This window comes from Lelliottia sp. 489, assembly GCF_050435885.1.
Taxonomy (GTDB): domain Bacteria; phylum Pseudomonadota; class Gammaproteobacteria; order Enterobacterales; family Enterobacteriaceae; genus Enterobacter; species Enterobacter nimipressuralis.
This window is the reverse complement of sequence record NZ_JBNDLC010000002.1, coordinates 220,112-242,213: the sequence shown is the minus strand read 5'-3', so window position 1 is coordinate 242,213 and position 22,102 is coordinate 220,112. Positions and strand designations below refer to the sequence as shown.

The 22,102-nt window shown below is 57.1% G+C and carries 20 protein-coding genes and 1 pseudogene; 16 read left to right on the top strand and 5 right to left on the bottom strand.

Features of this window, described 5'->3' with window-relative positions:
• From kdpB to kdpF, 3 genes are read right to left on the bottom strand one after another with little or no spacing between them, the layout of a single operon-like run.
• Entirely contained in the window at positions 1–2,049 is a 2,049-nt protein-coding gene (gene kdpB, locus ABIE11_RS09195; RefSeq protein ID WP_100777190.1) for a potassium-transporting ATPase subunit KdpB, read from the bottom strand.
• Between the two features lie 19 nt (positions 2,050–2,068).
• The gene (gene kdpA / locus ABIE11_RS09190) at positions 2,069–3,748 is read right to left on the bottom strand and encodes a potassium-transporting ATPase subunit KdpA (RefSeq protein ID WP_429184361.1); all 1,680 of its coding nucleotides are present in this window, start codon (positions 3,746–3,748) and stop codon (positions 2,069–2,071) included.
• Positions 3,748–3,837, bottom strand: a complete 90-nt coding sequence (gene kdpF / locus ABIE11_RS09185; RefSeq protein WP_003858638.1) for a K(+)-transporting ATPase subunit F — start codon at positions 3,835–3,837, stop codon at positions 3,748–3,750. The genes kdpA and kdpF overlap by 1 nt, the downstream gene beginning before the upstream one ends.
• Before the next feature lie 308 nt (positions 3,838–4,145).
• Between kdpF and ABIE11_RS09180 the strand changes: the two genes are divergently transcribed.
• The 10 genes from ABIE11_RS09180 (at position 4,146) to nei (ending at position 12,283) form a co-directional block, all read left to right on the top strand.
• A complete protein-coding gene (locus ABIE11_RS09180; RefSeq protein WP_095281257.1) occupies positions 4,146–4,352 on the top strand; it encodes a YbfA family protein in 207 nt (68 codons plus the stop codon).
• 219 nt (positions 4,353–4,571) lie between these two features.
• Entirely contained in the window at positions 4,572–5,984 is a 1,413-nt protein-coding gene (gene phrB, locus ABIE11_RS09175) for a deoxyribodipyrimidine photo-lyase (protein WP_429184360.1), read from the top strand.
• A 10-nt stretch (positions 5,985–5,994) separates the two neighbouring features.
• Positions 5,995–6,738, top strand: a complete 744-nt coding sequence (locus ABIE11_RS09170) for a type 2 GTP cyclohydrolase I (RefSeq protein WP_429184514.1) — start codon at positions 5,995–5,997, stop codon at positions 6,736–6,738.
• A 14-nt stretch (positions 6,739–6,752) separates the two neighbouring features.
• Positions 6,753–7,409: a 5-oxoprolinase subunit PxpB gene (pxpB, locus tag ABIE11_RS09165; protein ID WP_100777186.1), complete on the top strand. Its 657-nt coding sequence runs from the start codon at positions 6,753–6,755 to the stop codon at positions 7,407–7,409.
• On the top strand, positions 7,403–8,335 hold the full coding sequence (gene pxpC, locus ABIE11_RS09160; RefSeq protein WP_429184359.1) for a 5-oxoprolinase subunit PxpC: 933 nt from the start codon (positions 7,403–7,405) through the stop codon (positions 8,333–8,335). The genes pxpB and pxpC overlap by 7 nt, the downstream gene beginning before the upstream one ends.
• Positions 8,325–9,059, top strand: a complete 735-nt coding sequence (pxpA, locus tag ABIE11_RS09155) for a 5-oxoprolinase subunit PxpA (RefSeq protein WP_429184513.1) — start codon at positions 8,325–8,327, stop codon at positions 9,057–9,059. Before pxpC ends, pxpA begins: the two co-directional genes overlap by 11 nt.
• 51 nt (positions 9,060–9,110) lie before the next feature.
• Positions 9,111–9,830, top strand: a complete 720-nt coding sequence (locus tag ABIE11_RS09150; RefSeq protein WP_429184358.1) for a DUF969 domain-containing protein — start codon at positions 9,111–9,113, stop codon at positions 9,828–9,830.
• Positions 9,827–10,822, top strand: coding sequence for a DUF979 domain-containing protein (locus ABIE11_RS09145; protein WP_429184357.1), 996 nt, complete (start codon positions 9,827–9,829; stop codon positions 10,820–10,822). The genes ABIE11_RS09150 and ABIE11_RS09145 overlap by 4 nt, the downstream gene beginning before the upstream one ends.
• Before the next feature lie 9 nt (positions 10,823–10,831).
• Positions 10,832–11,476, top strand: a complete 645-nt coding sequence (gene pcp, locus ABIE11_RS09140) for a pyroglutamyl-peptidase I (RefSeq protein WP_429184356.1) — start codon at positions 10,832–10,834, stop codon at positions 11,474–11,476.
• A gap of 15 nt (positions 11,477–11,491) precedes the next feature.
• On the top strand, positions 11,492–12,283 hold the full coding sequence (gene nei / locus ABIE11_RS09135) for an endonuclease VIII (protein WP_102104150.1): 792 nt from the start codon (positions 11,492–11,494) through the stop codon (positions 12,281–12,283).
• 99 nt (positions 12,284–12,382) lie between these two features.
• Here the strand turns inward: nei and ABIE11_RS09130 are convergent, their stop codons facing one another.
• Together ABIE11_RS09130 and ABIE11_RS09125 are read right to left on the bottom strand one after the other, a co-directional pair.
• A complete protein-coding gene (locus ABIE11_RS09130; RefSeq protein WP_102104149.1) occupies positions 12,383–13,669 on the bottom strand; it encodes a citrate synthase in 1,287 nt (428 codons plus the stop codon).
• 206 nt (positions 13,670–13,875) lie between these two features.
• Positions 13,876–13,938, bottom strand: a pseudogene (locus ABIE11_RS09125) (hypothetical protein); the annotation flags it as partial.
• Between the two features lie 491 nt (positions 13,939–14,429).
• Between ABIE11_RS09125 and sdhC the strand changes: the two are divergent.
• The 6 genes from sdhC (at position 14,430) to odhB (ending at position 22,065) form a co-directional block, all read left to right on the top strand.
• Positions 14,430–14,834: a succinate dehydrogenase cytochrome b556 subunit gene (gene sdhC / locus ABIE11_RS09120; protein ID WP_164971833.1), complete on the top strand. Its 405-nt coding sequence runs from the start codon at positions 14,430–14,432 to the stop codon at positions 14,832–14,834.
• Entirely contained in the window at positions 14,828–15,175 is a 348-nt protein-coding gene (gene sdhD / locus ABIE11_RS09115; protein WP_100777177.1) for a succinate dehydrogenase membrane anchor subunit, read from the top strand. The genes sdhC and sdhD overlap by 7 nt, the downstream gene beginning before the upstream one ends.
• On the top strand, positions 15,175–16,941 hold the full coding sequence (sdhA, locus tag ABIE11_RS09110) for a succinate dehydrogenase flavoprotein subunit (protein WP_100777176.1): 1,767 nt from the start codon (positions 15,175–15,177) through the stop codon (positions 16,939–16,941). The genes sdhD and sdhA overlap by 1 nt, the downstream gene beginning before the upstream one ends.
• A gap of 15 nt (positions 16,942–16,956) precedes the next feature.
• Complete coding sequence (locus ABIE11_RS09105; RefSeq protein WP_100777175.1) at positions 16,957–17,673, top strand: succinate dehydrogenase iron-sulfur subunit; 717 nt, start codon at positions 16,957–16,959, stop codon at positions 17,671–17,673.
• A gap of 340 nt (positions 17,674–18,013) precedes the next feature.
• Positions 18,014–20,821: a 2-oxoglutarate dehydrogenase E1 component gene (sucA, locus tag ABIE11_RS09100; RefSeq protein ID WP_100777174.1), complete on the top strand. Its 2,808-nt coding sequence runs from the start codon at positions 18,014–18,016 to the stop codon at positions 20,819–20,821.
• Positions 20,822–20,835: 14 nt separating this feature from the next.
• Positions 20,836–22,065, top strand: coding sequence for a 2-oxoglutarate dehydrogenase complex dihydrolipoyllysine-residue succinyltransferase (gene odhB / locus ABIE11_RS09095; RefSeq protein ID WP_100777173.1), 1,230 nt, complete (start codon positions 20,836–20,838; stop codon positions 22,063–22,065).
• Positions 22,066–22,102 lie beyond the last annotated feature (37 nt).

Sequence of the window (22,102 nt, the reverse complement as noted above, 5' to 3'; positions counted from 1 at the left end):
TTAAACCAGCCCGAACAGGGTCAGTAACAGGTCGATAATTTTGATCCCGATAAAGGGCACCACTAATCCACCAAGACCATAAATCCACAGGTTGCGGCGCAGCATCGCGGCCGCCGTCAGCGGTTTATAGCTCACCCCTTTCAGCGCCAGCGGGATCAGGAAAACAATGATCAGGGCGTTGAAAATCACGGCGCTGAGAATCGCCGACGCGGGCGAGTGCAGATGCATCACGTTCAGCGCGTTGAGCTGCGGATAGGTGGCAGCAAACGCGGCCGGGATAATGGCGAAATATTTCGCCACATCGTTGGCGATACTGAAGGTGGTGAGCGACCCGCGCGTCATCAGCATCTGCTTACCGATATGGACCACCTCGATAAGTTTGGTCGGGTTAGAGTCCAGATCGACCATGTTCCCCGCTTCTTTTGCCGCCTGGGTGCCGGAGTTCATCGCTACCGCCACGTCAGCCTGCGCCAGCGCCGGGGCATCGTTGGTGCCGTCGCCGGTCATCGCCACCAGACGGCCTTCCGCCTGGTACTGGCGGATCAGCGCCAGCTTCGCTTCCGGCGTCGCTTCGGAGAGGAAATCGTCCACCCCCGCTTCGGCGGCAATGGCGGCGGCGGTAAGACGGTTATCCCCGGTGATCATCACCGTTTTGATCCCCATTTTGCGCAGCTGGGCAAAGCGTTCTTTGATGCCGCCTTTGACGATATCTTTCAGGGCGATCACCCCCAGCACGTTAGCCCCTTCAGCGACCACCAGCGGGGTGGCACCCTGACGCGCCACGCTTTCCACCAGCTGATCGACCTGCGGTGGGAAGTGGCCGTTATTGGCTTCGATGTGGCGACGAATGGCGTCCACGGAGCCTTTACGAATCATGCGATCCTGAATGTTAATCCCGCTCATCCGCGTTTGCGCCGTGAAGGGCACAAAAGTGGCGTGCAGGCTCTGCACGTCGCGCTGGCGCAGATTGAAGCGCTGTTTAGCCAGAATCACGATGCTGCGGCCTTCCGGCGTTTCATCCGCCAGCGAGGAGAGCTGCGCCGCATCGGCCAGCGTTTTCTCATCGACACCCGGCGCAGGCAGGAAGTCCGACGCCTGACGGTTGCCGAGAGTAATGGTCCCGGTTTTATCCAGCAGCAGCACGTCCACGTCACCCGCCGCTTCGACCGCGCGGCCGCTGGTGGCGATCACATTCGCGCCGAGCATCCGGCTCATCCCGGCCACGCCGATGGCCGACAGCAGACCGCCGATGGTGGTCGGGATCAGGCAGACCAGCAGGGCCACCAGCACCGTGACGCTCACCGCCGTGCCGCCGTAAGCGGAGAACGGCCACAGGGTGGCGGTCGCCAGCAGGAAGACGATGGTCAGGGCTACCAGCAGAATGGTGAGCGCGATTTCATTTGGCGTTTTGCGACGCTGCGCGCCTTCGACCATGGCGATCATCCGGTCGAGGAAGGTTTCGCCCGGATTGACGCTGCACTGGATCACCAGCCAGTCAGAGAGAATGCGCGTCCCGCCCGTGACCGAGGCAAAATCGCCGCCGGACTCACGGATCACCGGCGCGGACTCCCCGGTGATGGCGCTTTCGTCCACTGACGCGCCGCCTTCGATCACCTCCCCGTCGCAGGGGATAATATCGCCCGCTTCCACCAGCACCACGTCGCCTTTGCGCAGTTCATCGGCCGGGACGTGATCCATCTGCGCGCCATATTTCGGTTCGCGCAATTTGCGCGCAAACGCAGTCTTTTTGACCCCTTTCAGGCTGTTGGCCTGCGCTTTGCTGCGGCCTTCCGCCAGCGCTTCGGCAAAGTTGGCGAACAGCACCGTAAACCACAGCCACAGGCTGATGGCCCCGGTAAACAAGGCGTCGCCCGTCAGGTGTCCGGTGCTCATGGCGATGGCAAGCGCGGTGGTGACCACGCTGCCAATCCAGACGATAAACATCACCGGGTTGTGCCACTGCACGCGCGGGCTGAGTTTTTTCACCGCATCCATCAACGCCTGGCGAACCAGTGTCGGTTCTAAGAGGGCCAGTTGTTTACGACTCATGACTGATATCTCCGCTCTGTTAGCGTAAAGAAAGATGTTCCGCGACCGGGCCTAACGCGAGGGCGGGGATAAAGGTCAGGGCACCGACCAGCAGGATGGTGCCAATCAGCAGGCCAATAAACAGCGCGCCGTGTGTCGGGAGCGTACCGGTTGAGGTGGGCTGAATTTTTTTACTCACCAGCGATCCGGCGATAGCCAGTACCGGCACGATCACCCCAAAGCGGCCCACGAACATGCAGAACGCCAGCAGGCAGTTCCAGAACGGAGAGTTGGCGCTTAATCCGGCAAAGGCGCTGCCGTTGTTGTTGGCCGCAGACGACACGGCGTACAGCACTTCGCTAAAGCCGTGGATGCCTGGGTTGAAAATGCCGCTGCGCCCGGCCTCGGTCATCAGGGCCAGCGCGGTGCCCATCAGCACCAGCGCAGGGGTTACCAGGATGGCGAGGGCGGTCAGTTTCATTTCGCGCACGTCGATTTTTTTACCCAGATACTCCGGCGTGCGGCCAATCATCAGCCCGGCGATAAACACCGCCAGCAGTACGAACAGCAGCATGCCGTACAGACCGGCACCGACGCCGCCGAAGACCACTTCGCCAATCTGCATCAGCCACAGAGGGATCATCCCGCCGAGGGCCGTGAAGGAGTCATGCATCCCGTTGACGGCGCCGCAGGAGGCAGCCGTTGTCACTACCGCGTACAGGCTGGTGGCGAGGATACCGAAGCGGCTCTCTTTGCCTTCCATATTGATACTGCTGTCAGCGCCCAGCTGCAGGAAATGGCTGTTGCCGTGCCACTCCGCCCACATCACCAGCGCCGCGCAGACCACAAAGATAATCGACATCGCCCAAAGCAACGTCCGGCCCTGACGGCGGTCATTTACCACATCACCAAAGGCGAAACAGAGCGCGGCGGGGATCAGGAAGATCGCCAGCATCTGCACGATATTGGTCAGCGCGGTCGGGTTCTCGAACGGATGCGAGGAGTTGGCGTTAAAGAAACCCCCGCCGTTGGTGCCCAGCATTTTGATCGCTTCCTGCGATGCCACTGGCCCCATCGGTAGCATCTGTTTCATACCTTCAAGAGAGGTATAAGACGAGTAGGGCAGCAGGTTTTGCAGGGTGCCTTGCTGAATAAAGAACAGGGCGATCAGCAGAGCAATCGGCAGCAGTAGCCACAGGGTAATGCGCGTGAGATCGACCCAGGCGTTGCCCAGAGTGCTGATTTTCTGGCGGGCGAAGGCGCGGATAAGGGCAAATATCACCGCAATGCCGCTGGCGGCAGAGAGGAAGTTCTGCACCGTTAACCCCACCATCTGGCTGAAATAGCTGAGAGTGGTTTCACCGGCATAAGACTGCCAGTTGGTGTTACTGACAAAGCTGACGGCAGTATTGAGCGCCAGGTGCCACGACAGGCCCGGCAGCTGCTGCGGGTTGAGAGGCAGAATACCTTGCAGCATCAGCATCGCGAACAGCACCACCAGCCCGACGATATTCAGCAATACAATGGCGATCAGATACTGCCGCCAGTTCATCTCCTGGGTGTTGATCCCAAGTACGCGCCAGATCCCGTTTTCGACGCCCCCAATCACCGGCAGTGCGCCGCCGTTAATCATCCGTGCCAGCCAGCTTCCCAGCGGCCTTGCGAGCAGGAAAAGCACCAGCAGGAAGCTGGCGATCAGTAAAAATGCCTGGGCCACCATCAGAACGCCTCCGCATTAATCAGGGCATAAATCAAATAGCCCAACAACAGGAACACCAGCACGATGCCAGCAATCAGACCTGCACTCACAATTCACCTCCGGGTGACTTTTGTCGTTGTGCAAAAGGTAGGATTTATGGCGCAAAGATTTCGCAAAAATCAGCGGGGTGGGTGTAAAAAAAGTATAAAAATGACAAGACCCTGATTTAACTAATGGTAAGTATCTTGTTAACTTTTATGTAACTTAATTACAGGCGGAGTGTAAATATTCACTAAACGGATGAAAATAAGTGGTCGGATGAGTAGTAAAATTACAAACAAAGCGGTACTATTTTAGCCAGATAACCACTTTTGAAATTTCCGGATAACGTTTCCGGCCAGCTATAGGGGAGAAAATCATGGACCTGTATAAAGAGTTTCCAGCACATGTTGTCTTTTTACGTCGCACCTTCGCCGTAGTGGCCGGGATTGTGGCGCTGCCAGTGATGTTGTTCTGGAAAGACCGTGCACGTTTTTATAGCTATCTGCACCGCGTCTGGGCGAAAACCAGCGAGAAACCGGTATGGATGGACCAGGCCGAAAAAGCGACCTGCGATTTTTACTAACAAATAGCCACACAGCAATGTCGAACCGCCACAGCGATGTGGCGGTTTTTTTGTGTCTGTCGCTTTCCGCTCGCCCGCCGGGCAAAGGTTACACTTGCTCCTGTAACATAACTTAAACATTATAGAGTCAGATATCCCACGTTTAGGGATAGACGACGCGGTTTCGGCCTGCGGTCAGAAACGCTACGCTTAGGTTATGGACAATTATTTAGGAGTGTTATGACCACGCATCTGGTCTGGTTTCGCGCGGATCTGCGCCTTCATGACAACATCGCGCTCGCGGCCGCCTGCCGCTCTCAAGACGCCCGCGTGCTGGCCCTGTTTATCGCCACGCCCGAACAGTGGCGTGAGCACGGCATGGCCCCGCGACAGGCGGCATACCTGCGTGCGCATCTCAATGCCCTGCAGCAGGGGCTGGCGGAGAAGGGCATTCCACTGATTTATGAGGAAGTGAGCGACTTTGCCGCGCAGAGCGACAAAGTGCAGCAGATCTGCGACGCGCACAACGTCACCCATCTTTTTTACAACTATCAGTACGAATTCAACGAGCAGCAGCGCGACCGACAGCTTGAAAACCGGCTTACTACGGTTGTGTGCCAGGGCTTTGACGACAGCGTGATGTTAGCGCCGGGCAGCGTCATGACCGGCAATCACGAGATGTATAAAGTCTTCACCCCGTTCAAAAATGCCTACCTGAAACGCCTGAAAGAGGGGCTACCGGAGTGCGTCGCCGCGCCAGCGGCCCGAGGAGAGGCGCTGACCGTTTCTGCGGAGATCAACGTTGACTACCCTCAGCGCGATTTCGACCCGGACCACTTCCCACCAACCGAAAAGGCCGCGATTGCGCAGTTGCGGCAGTTCTGCAAACAGCAGGCCGCTGAGTATGAAGAACAGCGCGATTTTCCCGCCATCGAAGGCACCAGCCGTTTATCCGCCTGTCTGGCGTTGGGCGTGCTCTCCCCGCGTCAGTGTTTGCACCGCCTGCTGGCCGAACAGCCGCAGGCCCTCGACGGCGGGCCGGGGGCGGTATGGCTTAACGAGCTGATCTGGCGCGAATTCTACCGTCATCTGATGACGTATCATCCTGATTTATGTAAACATCGTCCCTTCATCCGCTGGACGGACAAGGTGCAGTGGCAACAGGATGACGCCCGGCTACAGGCGTGGCAAAACGGGCAGACGGGCTATCCGATAGTCGATGCGGCCATGCGTCAGCTTAACGAAACGGGGTGGATGCATAACCGCCTGCGGATGATCGTAGCCAGCTTCCTGGTGAAAGACCTGCTGATCGACTGGCGCGCCGGAGAGCGATATTTTATTTCTCAGCTGATCGACGGCGATCTGGCGGCCAATAACGGCGGCTGGCAGTGGGCGGCGTCGACCGGAACGGATGCCGCTCCCTATTTTCGTATTTTTAACCCGACAACCCAGGGACAACGATTTGACGCTACCGGCGAGTTTATCCGCCAGTGGCTACCTGAACTGGCCGACGTGCCGGGAAAATCGATCCATGAACCCTGGGTGTGGGCGGATAAAACGGGTGAAACCCTCGATTATCCGCGCCCGATTGTTGACCATAAACAGGCGCGAGTCGCCACACTGGCGGCCTATGAAGCCGCCCGCAAAGCGTAAGAGAGTAATGATGAAAAACAGCGAACTGGAAACCTTAATCAATGAAAAGCTGAACAGCGCCAGCTTCAGCGACTACGGCCCTAACGGCCTGCAGGTGGAAGGGCGTGAAACGGTGCAAAAGATTGTCACCGGCGTCACGGCGAGTCAGGCCCTGCTGGATGAAGCGGTGCGCCTGCAAGCGGATGCGGTGATCGTGCATCACGGCTATTTCTGGAAAAACGAAGCACCGATTATTCGCGGCATGAAGCGCAACCGCCTGAAAACCCTGCTGGCGAACGACATCAATCTGTACGGCTGGCACTTGCCGCTGGATGCGCATTCGGAGCTGGGCAATAACGTTCAGCTCGCTCAGCTGCTCGGCATCACCGTGATGGGTGAAATCGAAGAGCTGCTGCCGTGGGGTGAGCTGTCCATGCCGGTTCCTGGCCTGGAACTTGCTTCCTGGATTGAGGCGCGTCTGGGCCGCCGTCCACTGTGGAGCGGTGATACCGGTCCGGATCTGGTGAAACGTGTGGCGTGGTGTACCGGCGGCGGCCAGGGCTTTATCGACAATGCGGCGCGCTTTGGTGTCGACGCTTTTATTACCGGTGAAGTGTCCGAGCAGACCATTCACTCTGCCCGCGAGCAGGGGCTGCATTTCTACGCGGCAGGGCACCATGCCACTGAGCGCGGCGGCATCCGCGCCCTGAGCGAATGGCTGACGGAAAATACCGATCTCGACGTGACCTTTATCGATATCCCTAATCCTGCCTGATGAGAGGTGTGTAAGTGCAGCGAGCGCGTTGTTATTTATTAGGCGAAACGGCAGTGGTACTGGAGTTAGAGCCTCCGGTCACGATGACGACGCAAAAAAGGATCTGGCGCTTAACCCAGCGGCTGGGCGAAATCCCTGAAGTGGTCGAGGCCATTCCGGGGATGAACAACATTACCGTGGTGCTGCGCAATCCGCAGTCGGTGGCGCTGGACGCCATCGAGCGGTTGCAGCGCTGGTGGGAGGAGAGCGAGGCGCTGGAGCCGGAGTCGCGATTTATCGAGATCCCGGTGGTGTACGGCAACGCGGCTGGCCCGGATCTAGGCGACGTGGCGCGTCATGCGGGGCTGTCGGAAAAACAGGTCGTCGAGCTGCATGCCTCGGTGGACTACGTGGTGTGGTTCTTAGGGTTCCAGCCAGGTTTCCCGTATCTCGGCGGATTGCCGGAGCCGCTCCACACGCCCCGCCGGGGCGAGCCGCGCCTGATGGTCCCGGCCGGTTCCGTGGGAATTGGCGGATCGCAGACCGGGGTTTATCCGCTCGCCTCGCCGGGGGGCTGGCAGCTTATCGGCCATACCTCCCAGGCGCTGTTTGATGCTAAACGCGAAGAGCCGGTGCTGTTGCGACCGGGCGATACCGTGCGGTTCGTGCCGCAGAAGGAGGGGGTATGTTGAAGGTGATTCGCGCGGGGTTATACACCTCGGTACAGGACGGCGGGCGCACCGGGCTGCGCCAGTCCGGGGTCAGCTACTGCGGCGCGCTGGACAAACCGGCGTTGCAGATCGCCAACCTGCTGGTGGGCAACGATCCGAATGCCGCAGCGCTGGAGATCACCCTCGGACAGTGCAGCTTTGAATTTGAACGCGACGGCTGGTTTGCCCTGACGGGCGCGGGCTGTGACGCGACGCTTGACGGCGCGGCGGTGTGGACCGGCTGGCGGCTGCAGGTGAAAGCAGGGCAGCGTCTGACGCTTCATCGCCCGACTCACGGCATGCGCAGCTATCTGGCGGTCGGCGGCGGGATTGACGTACCGGAAGTGATGAACTCGTTCAGCACCGATCTCAAAACGGGCATTGGTGGCTTTGAAGGGCGCCTGCTGAAGGATGGCGATAACCTGCCGCTGGGCAGCGAATCACGCCAATTTACCGACGCGCAGGGGGTGAAACAGCTCCTGTGGAGTAACCGCATTCGCGCCCTGCCGGGGCCGGAGTACCATGAGTTTGACCAGGCCTCGCAGGATGCCTTCTGGCGATTGCCGTGGCGGCTCAGCCCGCAGAGTAACCGTATGGGCTACCGTTTGCAGGGCCAGCAGCTGGCGCGTACCACCGATCGTGAAATGGTCTCCCACGGCCTGCTGCCGGGCGTTGTCCAGGTGCCGCACAACGGCCAGCCGATTGTGCTGATGAATGACGCCCAGACCACCGGCGGTTATCCGCGCATCGCCTGCATCATTGAAGCCGATATGTACCATCTGGCTCAAATCCCGCTCGGACAGCCGATCCACTTTGTGCCCTGTACCCTGGAAGAGGCTCTCGACGCGCTCCGTGTGCAGCGGCAATTCATCGAACAACTGGCATGGAGGTTGAATGATCGTCGTTGATTTAAATGCGGATCTGGGTGAAGGCTGCGGGAGCGATGCCGAGCTGCTGACGCTGGTGTCGTCGGCCAATATTGCCTGTGGCTTTCACGCCGGGGACGCGCAGACCATGCGCGAAAGCGTGCGAGGCGCGTTAAAAAACGGCGTGGCGATAGGTGCCCACCCGAGCTTTCCCGATCGGGAGAACTTCGGGCGCACGGCCATGAATCTGCCGCCAGAAACGGTTTACGCCCAAATGCTGTACCAGATTGGTGCGCTGGCGGCGATTGCCCGCGCCGAAGGGGGGCAACTGCGTCACGTGAAACCTCACGGGATGCTCTACAACCAGGCGGCGAAAGACGCGCAGCTGGCTGACGCTATCGCCCGCGCGGTGCATGCGGTGGACGGCAATCTGATTCTGGTCGGGCTGGCGGGGAGCGAGCTGATCCGCGCCGGTGAGCGTTATAGCCTGGTGACCCGCGAAGAGGTGTTTGCCGATCGCGGCTATCGGGCCGACGGCAGCCTGGTGCCGCGCAGCGAGCCGGGGGCGCTGATTGCCGATGAAGAGCAGGCGCTGGCGCAAACTCTGAACATGGTGCAGCAGGGGCGGGTGAAAAGTACGAGCGGTGAGTGGGCCTCTGTGCGCGCGCAGACGGTGTGTCTGCACGGAGACGGCGAACACGCGCTGGCGTTTGCCCGTCGCTTGCGCGCAGAATTTGAGTTAAATAATATAAAAATCAGTGCCTAAAGCACAAAACGCAAACACAACAAAACGCTATACAACAACAGGAAGGACAACATGGCAGAGACGCTTTCGCTCTGGCCACTCATCGGTATTGCGGTGATCGTGGTCGGGTTTATCTTACGTTTTAATCCGGTGCTGGTGGTGATTGTCGCCGGGATTGTCACCGGTGTGGCGGCGAATATGCCGGTCGCGACTATCCTCGAAAAGCTGGGCGAAGGGTTCCTGAATACCCGTAACCTGCCTTATATCCTGCTGATCCCGCTGGCCGTTATTGGCCTGCTGGAACGTCACGGTCTGAAAGAGCGCGCGCAGGCGTGGATTGCCAAAATCCACAGCGCCACAGCAGGGCGACTGCTGATTGTCTATCTGTTTGTGCGTGAAGCGACGGCGGCGATGGGGTTGACCAGTCTGGGCGGCCATCCGCAAATGGTGCGACCGCTGCTGGCTCCAATGGCAGAAGGGGCTGCGGAGAAAAAATACGGCGAACTGCCGGGCGCGGTGCGCTATCGCCTGAGGGCGATGTCGGCGGCGACGGACAACGTCGGGCTGTTCTTCGGTGAAGATATCTTTGTCGCCTTCGGGGCGATCATCTTTATGCATAACTTTATGCTGGAGTCCGGCGGAATTCAGACCGAGCCGCTGCACATTGCGCTGTGGGGCATTCCGACGGCGGTCTGCGCCTTTATTATCCACGCCACTCGCCTGTGGCGGCTGGACAAGCATCTTGAGCGCGAGCTGGCGAAAACCACGCACACGCAGGGAGATGCCTCATGAATTTCCAGCAAAGTTATCTTTACTGGCTGGCAGGGCTGATCCTGCTGATCGTCGCCGTGATGTCGTTTCGCGATAAAGCGAACCCGCGTCGCATCACTACCGGCCTGTTCTGGGGCGTGTACGGCCTGATTTTCCTGCTCGGTGACTGGACGTATCAGCTGGTGGGCGATAAGCGCACCGTGCATATTGCGGTCGGTCTGGCGGTGGTTGGGCTGGCGCTGATCGCCGGTTTTGGCGGCGTGCGTCTGGGCAGCTATCACCAGCGTAAACCCGAAGAGCGGGAGGCCAGCGCGAAGCGGCTCGGCAACCGTCTGTTCTATCCGGCGTTAGCCATTCCTGTGGTGACGGTGGTGGGCGTGCTGATGTTCAACCATGTGCCAGGATTGCAGGAAAATTTGTTCGGACCGGGTAACCATTCGACGCTGGTGACGCTGTTCTCGATGACCGCCGGGTCGCTGATTGGCCTCGCAATGGCGGTCAAAATGACGCACGAAAAAGTGCATCAGCCGTTGCAGGAGGCGCGCCGTCTGCTGGATTCCATCGGCTGGGCGTTTATCCTGCCGCAAATTCTGGCGACGCTGGGCCTGCTTTTTACCGCCGCTGGCGTGGGTGAGGGCATCTCCTGGCTGACGAAAAGCTACCTGGCGGTGGACAGCCGCTTTATCGCCGTGGCGGTGTACACGATCGGCATGGCGCTGCTCACGATGGTGATGGGCAATGCGTTTGCGGCGTTCCCGATCGTGACGGCGGGGATCGGCATCCCGATCCTGGTGCTGCAGCATGGCGGTAACCCGGCGGTGATGGCGGCGATTGGCATGTTCTCCGGCTACTGCGGAACGCTGATGACGCCAATGGCGGCGAACTTCAACATCGTGCCCGCCGCGCTGCTGGAGCTGCCGGATAAAAATGCGGTAATCAAAGCGCAGGTGCCGACCGGCGTGCTGCTGCTGATTGCCAACGTGTTCCTGTTGTACTTCCTGATGTTCCTGTAAGGAGAGACGATGCGTAATGTATTAGTCACCGGTTTTGAGCCATTTGGCGGCGAGACCGTTAACCCTTCGTGGGAAGTGGTCAGGCAGCTTGAGGGGAGTATCATCGACAGCTGCCGCGTGGTGACGCGCCAGCTGCCCTGCGTTTTTGGTGAGTCGTTAAGCGTGCTGAATGCGGCTATCGATGAACTTGAACCTGCGGTGGTGATCGCGGTCGGACAGGCGGGCGGTCGTGTGGATGTGACCGTCGAGCGCGTCGCCATTAACGTGGACGACGCCAGGATCGCCGATAACCACGGCCAGCAGCCGATTGATGTGGTGATCGTCCCGGATGGTCCCGCGGCGTGGTTCAGTTCGCTGCCGATCAAAGCGATGGTGGCGGCGATGCGCGAGAAGGGGATCCCCGCCTCCGTTTCGCAGACGGCGGGCACCTTCGTCTGTAACCACGTCATGTACGGGCTGCTGCATAAAATCAGTGGAAAAACCGCAGTGAAGGGTGGATTTATCCATATTCCGTACCTGCCTGAACAGGCTGCAGCGCATCCGGGCGCACCGAGTATGGCGGCGCACACGGTGAAAGCGGCGCTGATCGTGGCGGTCGAAGTGGCCCTGCGCCAGGCGTCTGACGTGAAAATCGTGGGCGGCGCGACGCACTAAACAAAGGAAGATAAAATGCCAGAAGGTCCGGAGATCCGCCGCGCGGCGGATAGCCTGGAGGCGGCGATAAAGGGCAAACCACTGACCGATGCGTGGTTTGCTTTCCCTCAGTTAAAACCGTATGAAACGCAGTTGATCGGGCAAACCGTGACGCACATCGAGACGCGCGGCAAAGCGTTGCTGACCCATTTCAGCCATAACCTGACGTTATATAGCCACAACCAGCTTTATGGCGTCTGGCGAGTGATCAATGTGGGTGAGCAACCGCAAACTAATCGTGTCCTGCGCGTCAGATTGCAGACGGCGGAGAAGGCTATTTTGCTCTACAGCGCGTCGGATATCGAGATGTTAACGCCGGAGCAACTGCTCACTCACCCGTTTCTGCAACGGGTCGGGCCGGACGTGCTGGATATGCGCCTGACCGCAGAAACTGTGAAAGCGCGGCTGCTGTCGCCTGCCTTTCGCAACCGACAGTTTTCCGGGCTGCTGCTCGATCAGGCGTTTCTCGCCGGGCTAGGTAACTATCTGCGCGTTGAAATTCTGTGGGAAGTGGGGCTGGCAGGTCAGCGAAAAGCGTCGCAGCTCAATGAGAGACAGCTCGATGCGCTGTCTCATGCCTTGCTGGAGATCCCACGCCTCTCCTACAACACGCGCGGCGTGGTGGATGATAAAAAACATCACGGGGCGCTGTTCCGCTTTAAGGTGTTTCATCGGGAAGGGAAGCCGTGCGAGCGGTGCGGCGGGGCGATTGAGCGAACGATGTTGTCGTCACGACCGTTTTACTGGTGCCCGGCGTGCCAGCAATAAAAACAAAACGGTAACCCGAAGGTTACCGTTTTTGGTATTAGCGTCCTCTCCAGTGTGAAGAAGATTAAGGTGCGGGCAGCAGGCCGCACCTCATGGCGCTTATTTGGTTTTCACATCAGACTTAAAATCACGCTGGTCGTAGCCGGTATACAGCTGACGCGGACGCGCAATTTTCATGCCTTCGCTGTGCATTTCGTTCCAGTGTGCAATCCAGCCGACGGTACGTGCCATCGCGAAGATCACGGTAAACATGGAAGACGGAATGCCCATCGCTTTCAGAATAATGCCAGAGTAGAAATCGACGTTCGGGTACAGTTTCTTCTCGATGAAGTACGGGTCGTTCAGCGCGATATGTTCCAGCTCCATCGCCACTTCCAGCAGATCATCTTTGGTGCCCAGCTCTTTCAGCACTTCGTGGCAGGTTTCACGCATCACGGTGGCGCGCGGGTCATAGTTTTTGTAAACACGGTGACCGAAGCCCATCAGGCGGAAGGAGTCGTTCTTATCTTTCGCACGACGCACGAACTCTGGAATGTGCTCAACGGAGCTGATCTCTTCCAGCATCTTCAGTGCCGCTTCGTTAGCACCACCGTGCGCCGGTCCCCACAGGGAGGCGATACCGGCAGCGATACAGGCGAACGGGTTCGCGCCTGAAGAGCCTGCGGTACGGACGGTAGAGGTCGATGCGTTCTGTTCGTGATCGGCGTGCAGGATCAGAATACGATCCATGGCGCGCTCAAGCACCGGGTTAACCTCGTAGGTTTCGCACGGTGTGGAGAACATCATGTTCAGGAAGTTGCCTGAATAGGAGAGGTCGTTACGCGGGTAAACAAATGGCTGGCCGATGGAGTATTTGTAACACATCGCCGCCATGGTTGGCATTTTGGACAGCAGACGGAACGCCGCGATATCGCGATGGCGTGGGTTATTCACGTCCAGAGAGTCGTGGTAGAACGCGGCCAGTGCGCCGGTAATCCCGCACATGACGGCCATCGGATGTGAATCACGACGGAATGCATGGAACAGACGGGTAATCTGCTCATGGATCATGGTGTGGCGGGTAACGGTGGTTCTGAACTCATCGTATTGTTCCTGCGTCGGTTTTTCGCCGTTCAGCAGGATGTAGCACACTTCCAGATAGTTGGATTCGGTGGCTAACTGATCGATGGGGAAACCGCGGTGGAGCAGGATACCTTCGTCACCGTCGATGTAGGTGATTTTGGATTCGCAAGATGCGGTAGAGGTGAAACCAGGGTCAAAGGTGAATACTCCTTTGGAACCCAGTGTACGGATATCAATAACATCCTGACCGAGCGTGCCTTTTAGCACATCCAGTTCAATAGCAGTGTCACCGTTTAGGGTGAGCTTTGCCTTTGTATCAGCCATTTACGGTCTCCTTAGCGCCTTATGCTTAAGACCACGTTTTTACCAACTTGCTTTCAGCTGTTTATCACATCGTTACCGGTTTGTTATTTGGCTTACCGCTCAGCTCGCGAGGAGGAACCAGGGTACAGAGCTATGGCGCCTTGCAGGTAAACGTGTGAAAAATCAGAGAAACAACAGCAAATCAGTGTCTTCGCAGTCCGAATTATTCAAACCTGTATACCACTAATAACTGTCCTGATAACTTCGGTCAATACCATCACACTGTTACATAACTAAATCTCAGGTGAAAGAGAGACCTCATAACTTTTGCGCATTATATGCCTTTTCTGCTGTAGTTTGTAACAATAATGTTTAATCTTTGTCAAATCCGATGATTAAAATTTAAAATAATGTTGTTATCGTGACTCTGATCACTGTTCCGCATAAAACCCGACAAACTGTATGTAGGTTAATTGTAATGGTTTTGTGAACGACCTATACTGCCGCCAGGTCTCCGGAACACCCTGCAATCCCGAGCCACCCAGCGTTGTAACGTGTCGTTTTAGCATTTGGAAGCAATGTTTACCATGACGCGCAGTTATAGATATGGACGCTGCTTGACCCGCACGCAGACCGGAGGAAGGAAATCCCGTCGTCTTTCACGCTACAGGTGTGTTGGCTGCGTCAGGTCACCCCGGTCACACAGTTTACTGTGATGCAGGGGATTCCCGGACTTGCCGCCTTCCTGTAACGCGAATTCAAAGGGAATTATAAGAACAGCATGTGGGCGTTATTCATGATAAGAAATGTGAAAAAACAAAGACCTGTCAATCTGGATCTCAAAACGATCCGATTCCCCGTAACGGCAATAGCGTCCATTCTGCACCGTGTGTCCGGTGTGATCACGTTTGTGGCGGTCGGCATTCTGCTGTGGTTACTGGGTACCAGCCTCTCTTCTCCTGAAGGATTCCTCCAGGCCTCTGCCATTATGAGCAGCTTCTTCGTGAAATTTATCATGTGGGGCATTCTGACGGCGCTGGCGTACCACGTTGTGGTGGGTGTTCGCCATCTGCTGATGGATTTTGGCTATCTGGAAGAAACCTTCGAAGCAGGTAAACGTTCTGCCAATATTTCATTTGTGATTACTGTCGTGCTTTCAATTCTTGCAGGAGTCCTCGTATGGTAAGCAACGCCTCCGCATTAGGACGCAACGGCGTACATGACTTCATTCTGGTCCGCGCTACTGCCATCGTCCTCACGCTTTACATCATCTACATGATCGGTTTCTTTGCGACCAGCGGCGAGCTGACGTGGGAAATCTGGAGCGGGTTCTTCGGATCTGCCTTCACCAAAGTGTTCACCCTGCTGGCTCTGTTCTCCATCCTTATTCATGCCTGGATTGGCATGTGGCAGGTGTTGACCGATTACGTTAAACCGTTAGGCGTTCGCTTGCCGCTGCAACTCCTGATTGTTGTGGCTCTGGTGGTTTACGTTATTTATGGATTTGTTGTGGTGTGGGGTGTGTGATGAAACTGCCAGTCAGAGAATTTGATGCTGTTGTGATTGGTGCCGGTGGCGCAGGTATGCGCGCGGCGCTGCAAATTTCCCAGAGCGGCCAGACCTGTGCGCTGCTCTCTAAAGTATTCCCGACCCGTTCCCATACCGTGTCTGCGCAGGGTGGTATCACCGTGGCGCTCGGTAATACCCATGAAGATAACTGGGAATGGCATATGTATGACACGGTGAAAGGCTCCGATTACATCGGTGACCAGGACGCCATCGAATATATGTGTAAAACCGGCCCGGAAGCGATTCTGGAGCTAGACCATATGGGTCTGCCGTTCTCCCGCCTGGAAGATGGCACAATTTATCAGCGTCCGTTTGGCGGCCAGTCGAAAAACTTCGGCGGCGAGCAGGCGGCACGTACTGCGGCAGCGGCTGACCGTACCGGTCACGCGCTGTTGCACACCCTGTATCAGCAGAACCTGAAAAACCACACCACAATTTTCTCCGAGTGGTATGCGCTGGATCTGGTGAAAAACGAAGATGGCGCAGTGGTGGGTTGTACCGCGCTGTGCATCGAAACCGGTGAAGTGGTCTACTTCAAAGCCCGCGCGACCGTGCTGGCGACCGGCGGCGCAGGCCGTATTTACCAGTCCACCACCAATGCCCACATCAACACCGGTGACGGCGTTGGTATGGCGATCCGCGCAGGTGTGCCTGTGCAGGATATGGAAATGTGGCAGTTCCACCCGACCGGCATCGCCGGTGCGGGCGTTCTGGTTACCGAAGGCTGCCGTGGTGAAGGCGGTTATCTGCTGAACAAACACGGCGAGCGCTTCATGGAGCGTTATGCCCCGAATGCGAAAGACCTGGCGGGTCGTGACGTGGTGGCGCGTTCCATCATGATCGAAATCCGTGAAGGTCGCGGCTGCGATGGTCCGTGGGGGCCGCATGCGAAACTGAAACTGGATCACCTCGGTAAAGACGTTCTGGAGTCCCGTCTGCCGGGCATCCTGGAACTGTCGCGCACCTTCGCGCACGTTGACCCGGTGAAAGAGCCGATTCCGGTTATCCCAACCTGCCACTATATGATGGGCGGTATTCCGACCAAAGTAACCGGTCAGGCGCTGACTGTGAACGAGCAGGGCGAAGACGTGGTGATTCCGGGTCTGTTCGCGGTTGGCGAAATCGCCTGCGTATCGGTCCACGGTGCTAACCGTCTGGGCGGCAACTCGCTGCTCGACCTGGTGGTGTTTGGTCGTGCGGTCGGTTTACATCTGCAAGAGTCCATCGCCGAGCAGGGCGATCTGCGCGATGCCCGTGAATCGGATATCGAAGCCTCTCTCGAACGTCTCAACCGCTGGAACGGCAACCGTGATGGCGAAGATCCGGTCGAAATCCGCAAAGCGCTGCAAGAGTGTATGCAGCACAACTTCTCGGTATTCCGTGAAGGCGATGCGATGGCTAAAGGCCTTGAGCAGCTGAAAGCGATTCGTGAGCGTCTGAAAAATGCCCGTCTGGACGATACCTCCAGCGAGTTCAACACGCAGCGCGTCGAATGCCTTGAGCTGGATAACCTGATGGAAACCGCCTATGCAACGGCCGTCTCCGCAAACTTCCGCACCGAAAGCCGTGGCGCCCATAGCCGCTTCGACTTCCCGGATCGTGACGACGAAAACTGGCTGTGCCATTCCCTGTATCTGCCAGAGTCGGAATCTATGACGCGACGTCAAGTCAACATGGAACCGAAACTGCGTCCGGCGTTCCCGCCGAAGATTCGTACCTATTAATGCGGAGACAGGATAATGAAACTCGAATTCTCAGTTTATCGTTATAACCCGGATGTCGATGACGCTCCGCATATGCAGGATTACACCCTGGAAGCGGAAGAAGGTCGCGACATGATGCTGCTTGATGCGTTAATGCAGCTGAAAGAACAGGACCCGACACTGTCGTTTCGTCGTTCCTGCCGTGAAGGGGTTTGTGGCTCCGACGGCGTGAACATGAACGGCAAAAATGGCCTGGCCTGTATCACCCCAATTTCAGCGCTACAGCGTTCAGGACAGAAAATTGTGATTCGTCCTCTGCCTGGCCTGCCGGTCGTTCGCGATTTGGTGGTGGACATGGGGCAATTCTATGCACAATATGAGAAGATTAAGCCTTACTTGTTGAATAATGGGCAAAATCCACCCGCTCGCGAGCATTTACAGTCGCCAGAGCAGCGTGAAAAACTCGATGGTCTGTATGAGTGTATTCTCTGTGCATGCTGTTCGACCTCTTGCCCGTCGTTCTGGTGGAACCCGGACAAGTTTATCGGCCCGGCTGGCCTGCTGGCCGCGTATCGCTTCCTGATTGACAGCCGCGATACCGAAACCGACAGTCGCCTTGAAGGATTAAGTGATGCTTTCAGCGTATTCCGCTGCCATAGCATCATGAACTGCGTCAGTGTATGTCCTAAGGGGCTGAACCCGACGCGCGCCATCGGCCATATTAAGTCGATGCTGTTGCAGCGCAGTGCCTAAGTAATACCACCGGATGGCGCTCCGCTTATCCGGCCTACTTTTATGTAGGCCAGTAAGCGGAACGCCACCGGGCAAAGAGACATTGTAGGAAACCTCTAAAAACTGCCCTGACAGGCAATAATTGAGGCGTTCAGAGCGAGGCACGGCGCGGTTAACTGACGTGAGTGAAAACCGCAACGACAACTCCGCCTGAACGACGAAGATTATACAGACAGTTTTTAAAGGTTCCTTCGCGAGCCCAAGACAACATAAGAGCTCGCAGGTGAACCCCGGCACGTACACGAGGTGTGCGTGGTAGTTTCTACGGCGAAATAAGCATAAAAATGCTTAAGGGATCACGATGCAGAACGGCGCAATGAAAGCCTGGCTGGACTCTTCTTTCCTCTCTGGTGCAAACCAAAGCTGGATCGAACAGCTCTATGAAGACTTCTTAACCGATCCTGACTCAGTGGACGCTAACTGGCGTTCCATGTTCCAGCAGTTACCTGGCACTGGGGTCAAACCGGATCAATTCCATTCCAAAACACGTGATTATTTCCGTCGTCTGGCGAAGGATGCCTCACGTTACTCTTCCTCGATCTCTGACCCTGACACCAATGTGAAGCAGGTTAAAGTCCTGCAGCTCATCAATGCTTATCGCTTCCGTGGTCACCAGCATGCGAACCTCGATCCGCTGGGACTGTGGAAACAAGAACGTGTGGCGGATCTCGATCCGGCGTATCACGATCTGACCGAGGCAGATTTCCAGGAAAGCTTTAACGTCGGCTCTTTTGCCAGCGGCAAAGACACGATGAAGCTGGGAGAGCTGCTTGAGGCGCTCAAACAAACCTACTGCGGCTCCATTGGCGCAGAATACATGCACATCACCTCCACGGACGAAAAACGCTGGATCCAGCAGCGCATTGAGTCGGTGACAGGCCACGCCAGCTTTAGCGTTGAAGAGAAAAAACGCTTCCTGAGCGAACTGACCGCAGCAGAAGGTCTGGAGCGTTACCTCGGTGCTAAATTCCCGGGTGCAAAACGCTTCTCCCTGGAAGGCGGCGATGCGTTAGTGCCGATGCTGAAAGAGCTGATCCGCCATGCGGGCAACAGCGGCACCCGTGAAGTGGTGCTGGGTATGGCGCACCGTGGGCGTCTGAACGTGCTGGTCAACGTGCTGGGTAAAAAACCGCAGGACCTGTTCGACGAATTCGCGGGCAAACATAAAGAACATCTCGGTACCGGCGATGTGAAGTACCACATGGGCTTCTCATCGGATATCGAAACGCAGGGCGGTCTGGTTCACCTGGCGCTGGCGTTTAACCCGTCGCACCTGGAAATCGTAAGCCCGGTGGTGATCGGTTCCGTGCGTGCGCGTCTGGATCGTCTGGACGAGCCAAGCAGCAACAAAGTACTGCCAATCACCATTCACGGTGATGCGGCGGTAACCGGGCAGGGCGTCGTTCAGGAAACCCTGAACATGTCCAAAGCGCGTGGTTACGAAGTGGGCGGTACCGTTCGCATCGTCATCAACAACCAGGTGGGCTTCACCACCTCGAACCCGCTGGATGCACGCTCTACGCCGTACTGTACTGACATCGGTAAAATGGTGCAGGCGCCAATCTTCCACGTGAACGCGGACGATCCGGAAGCTGTTGCTTTCGTTACCCGTCTGGCGCTGGACTTCCGTAACACCTTCAAACGCGATGTGTTCATCGACCTGTTCTGCTATCGCCGTCATGGCCATAACGAAGCGGACGAGCCGAGTGCAACCCAGCCGCTGATGTACCAGAAAATCAAAAAGCATCCGACGCCACGTAAGATCTACGCTGACAAACTGGAAGCCGACAAAATCGCGACCCTGGAAGATGCGACCGAGCTGGTTAATCTTTACCGCGATGCGCTGGATGCCGGTGAGTGCGTAGTGAAAGAGCTGCGTCCGATGAACATGCACTCCTTTACCTGGTCGCCGTACCTCAACCACGAGTGGGATGAGAGCTACCCGAACAAGGTCGAAATGAAGCGTCTGCAGGAGCTGGCTAAACGCATCAGCACGGTACCTGAAGCGATTGAAATGCAGTCCCGCGTGCAGAAAATCTACTCCGACCGTCAGTCAATGGCGTCCGGCGAGAAGCTGTTCGACTGGGGTGGCGCTGAGAACCTGGCGTACGCGACGCTGGTCGACGAAGGGATTCCGGTGCGTCTGTCCGGTGAAGATGCGGGCCGTGGGACCTTCTTCCACCGTCACGCGGTTATTCACAACCAGACCAACGGTTCAACGTACACCCCGCTGCAGCACGTGCATAACGGTCAGGGCCAGTTCAAGGTCTGGGACTCCGTGCTGTCCGAAGAAGCGGTACTGGCGTTTGAATACGGCTATGCCACCGCAGAGCCGCGCACCCTGACTATCTGGGAAGCGCAGTTTGGTGACTTCGCTAACGGTGCGCAGGTCGTTATCGACCAGTTCATCAGCTCCGGCGAGCAAAAATGGGGCCGTATGTGTGGCCTGGTGATGCTGCTGCCACACGGCTACGAAGGACAGGGTCCGGAGCACTCCTCCGCGCGTCTGGAACGTTATCTGCAGCTCTGCGCTGAGCAGAACATGCAGGTCTGCGTGCCATCTACGCCAGCACAGGTTTACCACATGCTGCGTCGTCAGGCGCTGCGCGGTATGCGCCGTCCGCTGGTGGTGATGTCACCGAAATCTCTGCTGCGTCATCCGCTGGCAGTTTCCAGCCTGGATGAGCTGGCGAACGGGACCTTCCAGCCAGCGATTGGTGAGATTGACGAGCTGGATCCGCAGGCCGTGAAGCGCGTTGTGATGTGTTCTGGTAAGGTTTATTTCGACCTGCTTGAACAGCGCCGCAAGAAAGATCAGAAAGATGTCGCCATCGTGCGTATCGAGCAGCTTTATCCGTTCCCGCATCAGTCGGTGCAGGAAGCGTTGAAACCGTACGCACACGTGCATGATTTTGTCTGGTGCCAGGAAGAGCCGCTCAACCAGGGCGCATGGTACTGCAGCCAGCATCATTTCCGTGATGTGATTCCATTTGGGTCTGCCCTGCGTTACGCAGGTCGCCCGGCCTCCGCCTCTCCGGCGGTAGGGTATATGTCCGTTCACCAGAAGCAACAGCAAGATCTGGTTAATGACGCGCTGAACGTCGAATAATTTAAGGATACATAATGAGTAGCGTAGATATTCTTGTTCCCGACCTGCCTGAATCCGTCGCTGACGCCACGGTTGCGACCTGGCATAAAAAACCGGGCGATAGCGTTAAGCGCGATGAAGTGCTGGTAGAAATCGAAACTGACAAAGTGGTACTGGAAGTACCGGCATCGGCGGATGGCATTCTTGATGCAGTGCTGGAAGACGAAGGCACCACGGTGACCTCTCGCCAGATCCTCGGTCGCCTGCGTGAAGGCAACAGCGCGGGCAAAGAGTCCAGCGCCAAGTCTGAAAGCAAAGAGTCCACCCCGGCTCAGCGTCAGCAAGCGTCTCTGGAAGAGCAAACTAACGATGCACTCAGCCCGGCGATCCGTCGCCTGCTGGGTGAACACAATCTCGAAGCCAGCGCCATTAAAGGCACCGGTGTTGGCGGTCGTCTGACCCGCGAAGATGTGGAAAAACATCTGGCGAAAGCGCCTGCGAAAGAAGAAGCCAAAGCACCGGCGGCAGCGGCCGCAGCGCCTGCTGCACAGCCAGCGCTGGGCGCACGCAGTGAAAAACGCGTGCCGATGACGCGTCTGCGTAAGCGTGTGGCTGAGCGTCTGCTGGAAGCGAAAAACTCCACCGCGATGCTGACCACCTTCAACGAAGTCAACATGAAGCCAATCATGGATCTGCGTAAGCAGTACGGTGACGCGTTTGAAAAACGTCACGGTATCCGTCTGGGCTTTATGTCCTTCTACGTGAAAGCGGTTGTTGAAGCGCTGAAACGCTATCCGGAAGTGAATGCCTCTATCGATGGCGAAGATGTGGTCTACCACAACTACTTCGACGTCAGCATGGCGGTCTCCACGCCGCGCGGCCTGGTGACCCCGGTTCTGCGTGACGTTGATACCCTGGGCATGGCAGATATCGAGAAGAAAATCAAAGAGCTGGCGCTGAAAGGCCGTGACGGTAAGTTGACCGTTGAAGACCTGACCGGCGGTAACTTCACCATCACCAACGGTGGTGTGTTCGGTTCCCTGATGTCTACCCCAATCATCAACCCGCCGCAGAGCGCGATTCTGGGTATGCATGCCATCAAAGATCGCCCAATGGCGGTTGACGGTAAAGTGGAGATCCTGCCGATGATGTATCTGGCGCTCTCCTACGATCACCGTCTGATTGATGGTCGTGAATCTGTGGGTTATCTGGTGGCGATTAAAGAGCTGCTGGAAGATCCAACGCGTCTGCTGCTGGACGTGTAGTAGTTTTTGCCTCACCTGCCCTGTAGACCGGGCAAGC

Coding starts and splice junctions, on each gene's coding strand:
- kdpB (WP_100777190.1), bottom strand. CDS start 2,049: ATGAGTCGTAAACAACTGGCCCTCTTAGAACCGACACTGGTTCGCCAG.
- kdpA (WP_429184361.1), bottom strand. CDS start 3,748: ATGGTGGCCCAGGCATTTTTACTGATCGCCAGCTTCCTGCTGGTGCTT.
- ABIE11_RS09180 (WP_095281257.1), top strand. CDS start 4,146: ATGGACCTGTATAAAGAGTTTCCAGCACATGTTGTCTTTTTACGTCGC.
- phrB (WP_429184360.1), top strand. CDS start 4,572: ATGACCACGCATCTGGTCTGGTTTCGCGCGGATCTGCGCCTTCATGAC.
- ABIE11_RS09170 (WP_429184514.1), top strand. CDS start 5,995: ATGAAAAACAGCGAACTGGAAACCTTAATCAATGAAAAGCTGAACAGC.
- pxpC (WP_429184359.1), top strand. CDS start 7,403: ATGTTGAAGGTGATTCGCGCGGGGTTATACACCTCGGTACAGGACGGC.
- ABIE11_RS09150 (WP_429184358.1), top strand. CDS start 9,111: ATGGCAGAGACGCTTTCGCTCTGGCCACTCATCGGTATTGCGGTGATC.
- ABIE11_RS09145 (WP_429184357.1), top strand. CDS start 9,827: ATGAATTTCCAGCAAAGTTATCTTTACTGGCTGGCAGGGCTGATCCTG.
- pcp (WP_429184356.1), top strand. CDS start 10,832: ATGCGTAATGTATTAGTCACCGGTTTTGAGCCATTTGGCGGCGAGACC.
- nei (WP_102104150.1), top strand. CDS start 11,492: ATGCCAGAAGGTCCGGAGATCCGCCGCGCGGCGGATAGCCTGGAGGCG.
- ABIE11_RS09130 (WP_102104149.1), bottom strand. CDS start 13,669: ATGGCTGATACAAAGGCAAAGCTCACCCTAAACGGTGACACTGCTATT.
- sdhC (WP_164971833.1), top strand. CDS start 14,430: ATGTGGGCGTTATTCATGATAAGAAATGTGAAAAAACAAAGACCTGTC.
- sdhD (WP_100777177.1), top strand. CDS start 14,828: ATGGTAAGCAACGCCTCCGCATTAGGACGCAACGGCGTACATGACTTC.
- sdhA (WP_100777176.1), top strand. CDS start 15,175: ATGAAACTGCCAGTCAGAGAATTTGATGCTGTTGTGATTGGTGCCGGT.
- ABIE11_RS09105 (WP_100777175.1), top strand. CDS start 16,957: ATGAAACTCGAATTCTCAGTTTATCGTTATAACCCGGATGTCGATGAC.
- sucA (WP_100777174.1), top strand. CDS start 18,014: ATGCAGAACGGCGCAATGAAAGCCTGGCTGGACTCTTCTTTCCTCTCT.
- odhB (WP_100777173.1), top strand. CDS start 20,836: ATGAGTAGCGTAGATATTCTTGTTCCCGACCTGCCTGAATCCGTCGCT.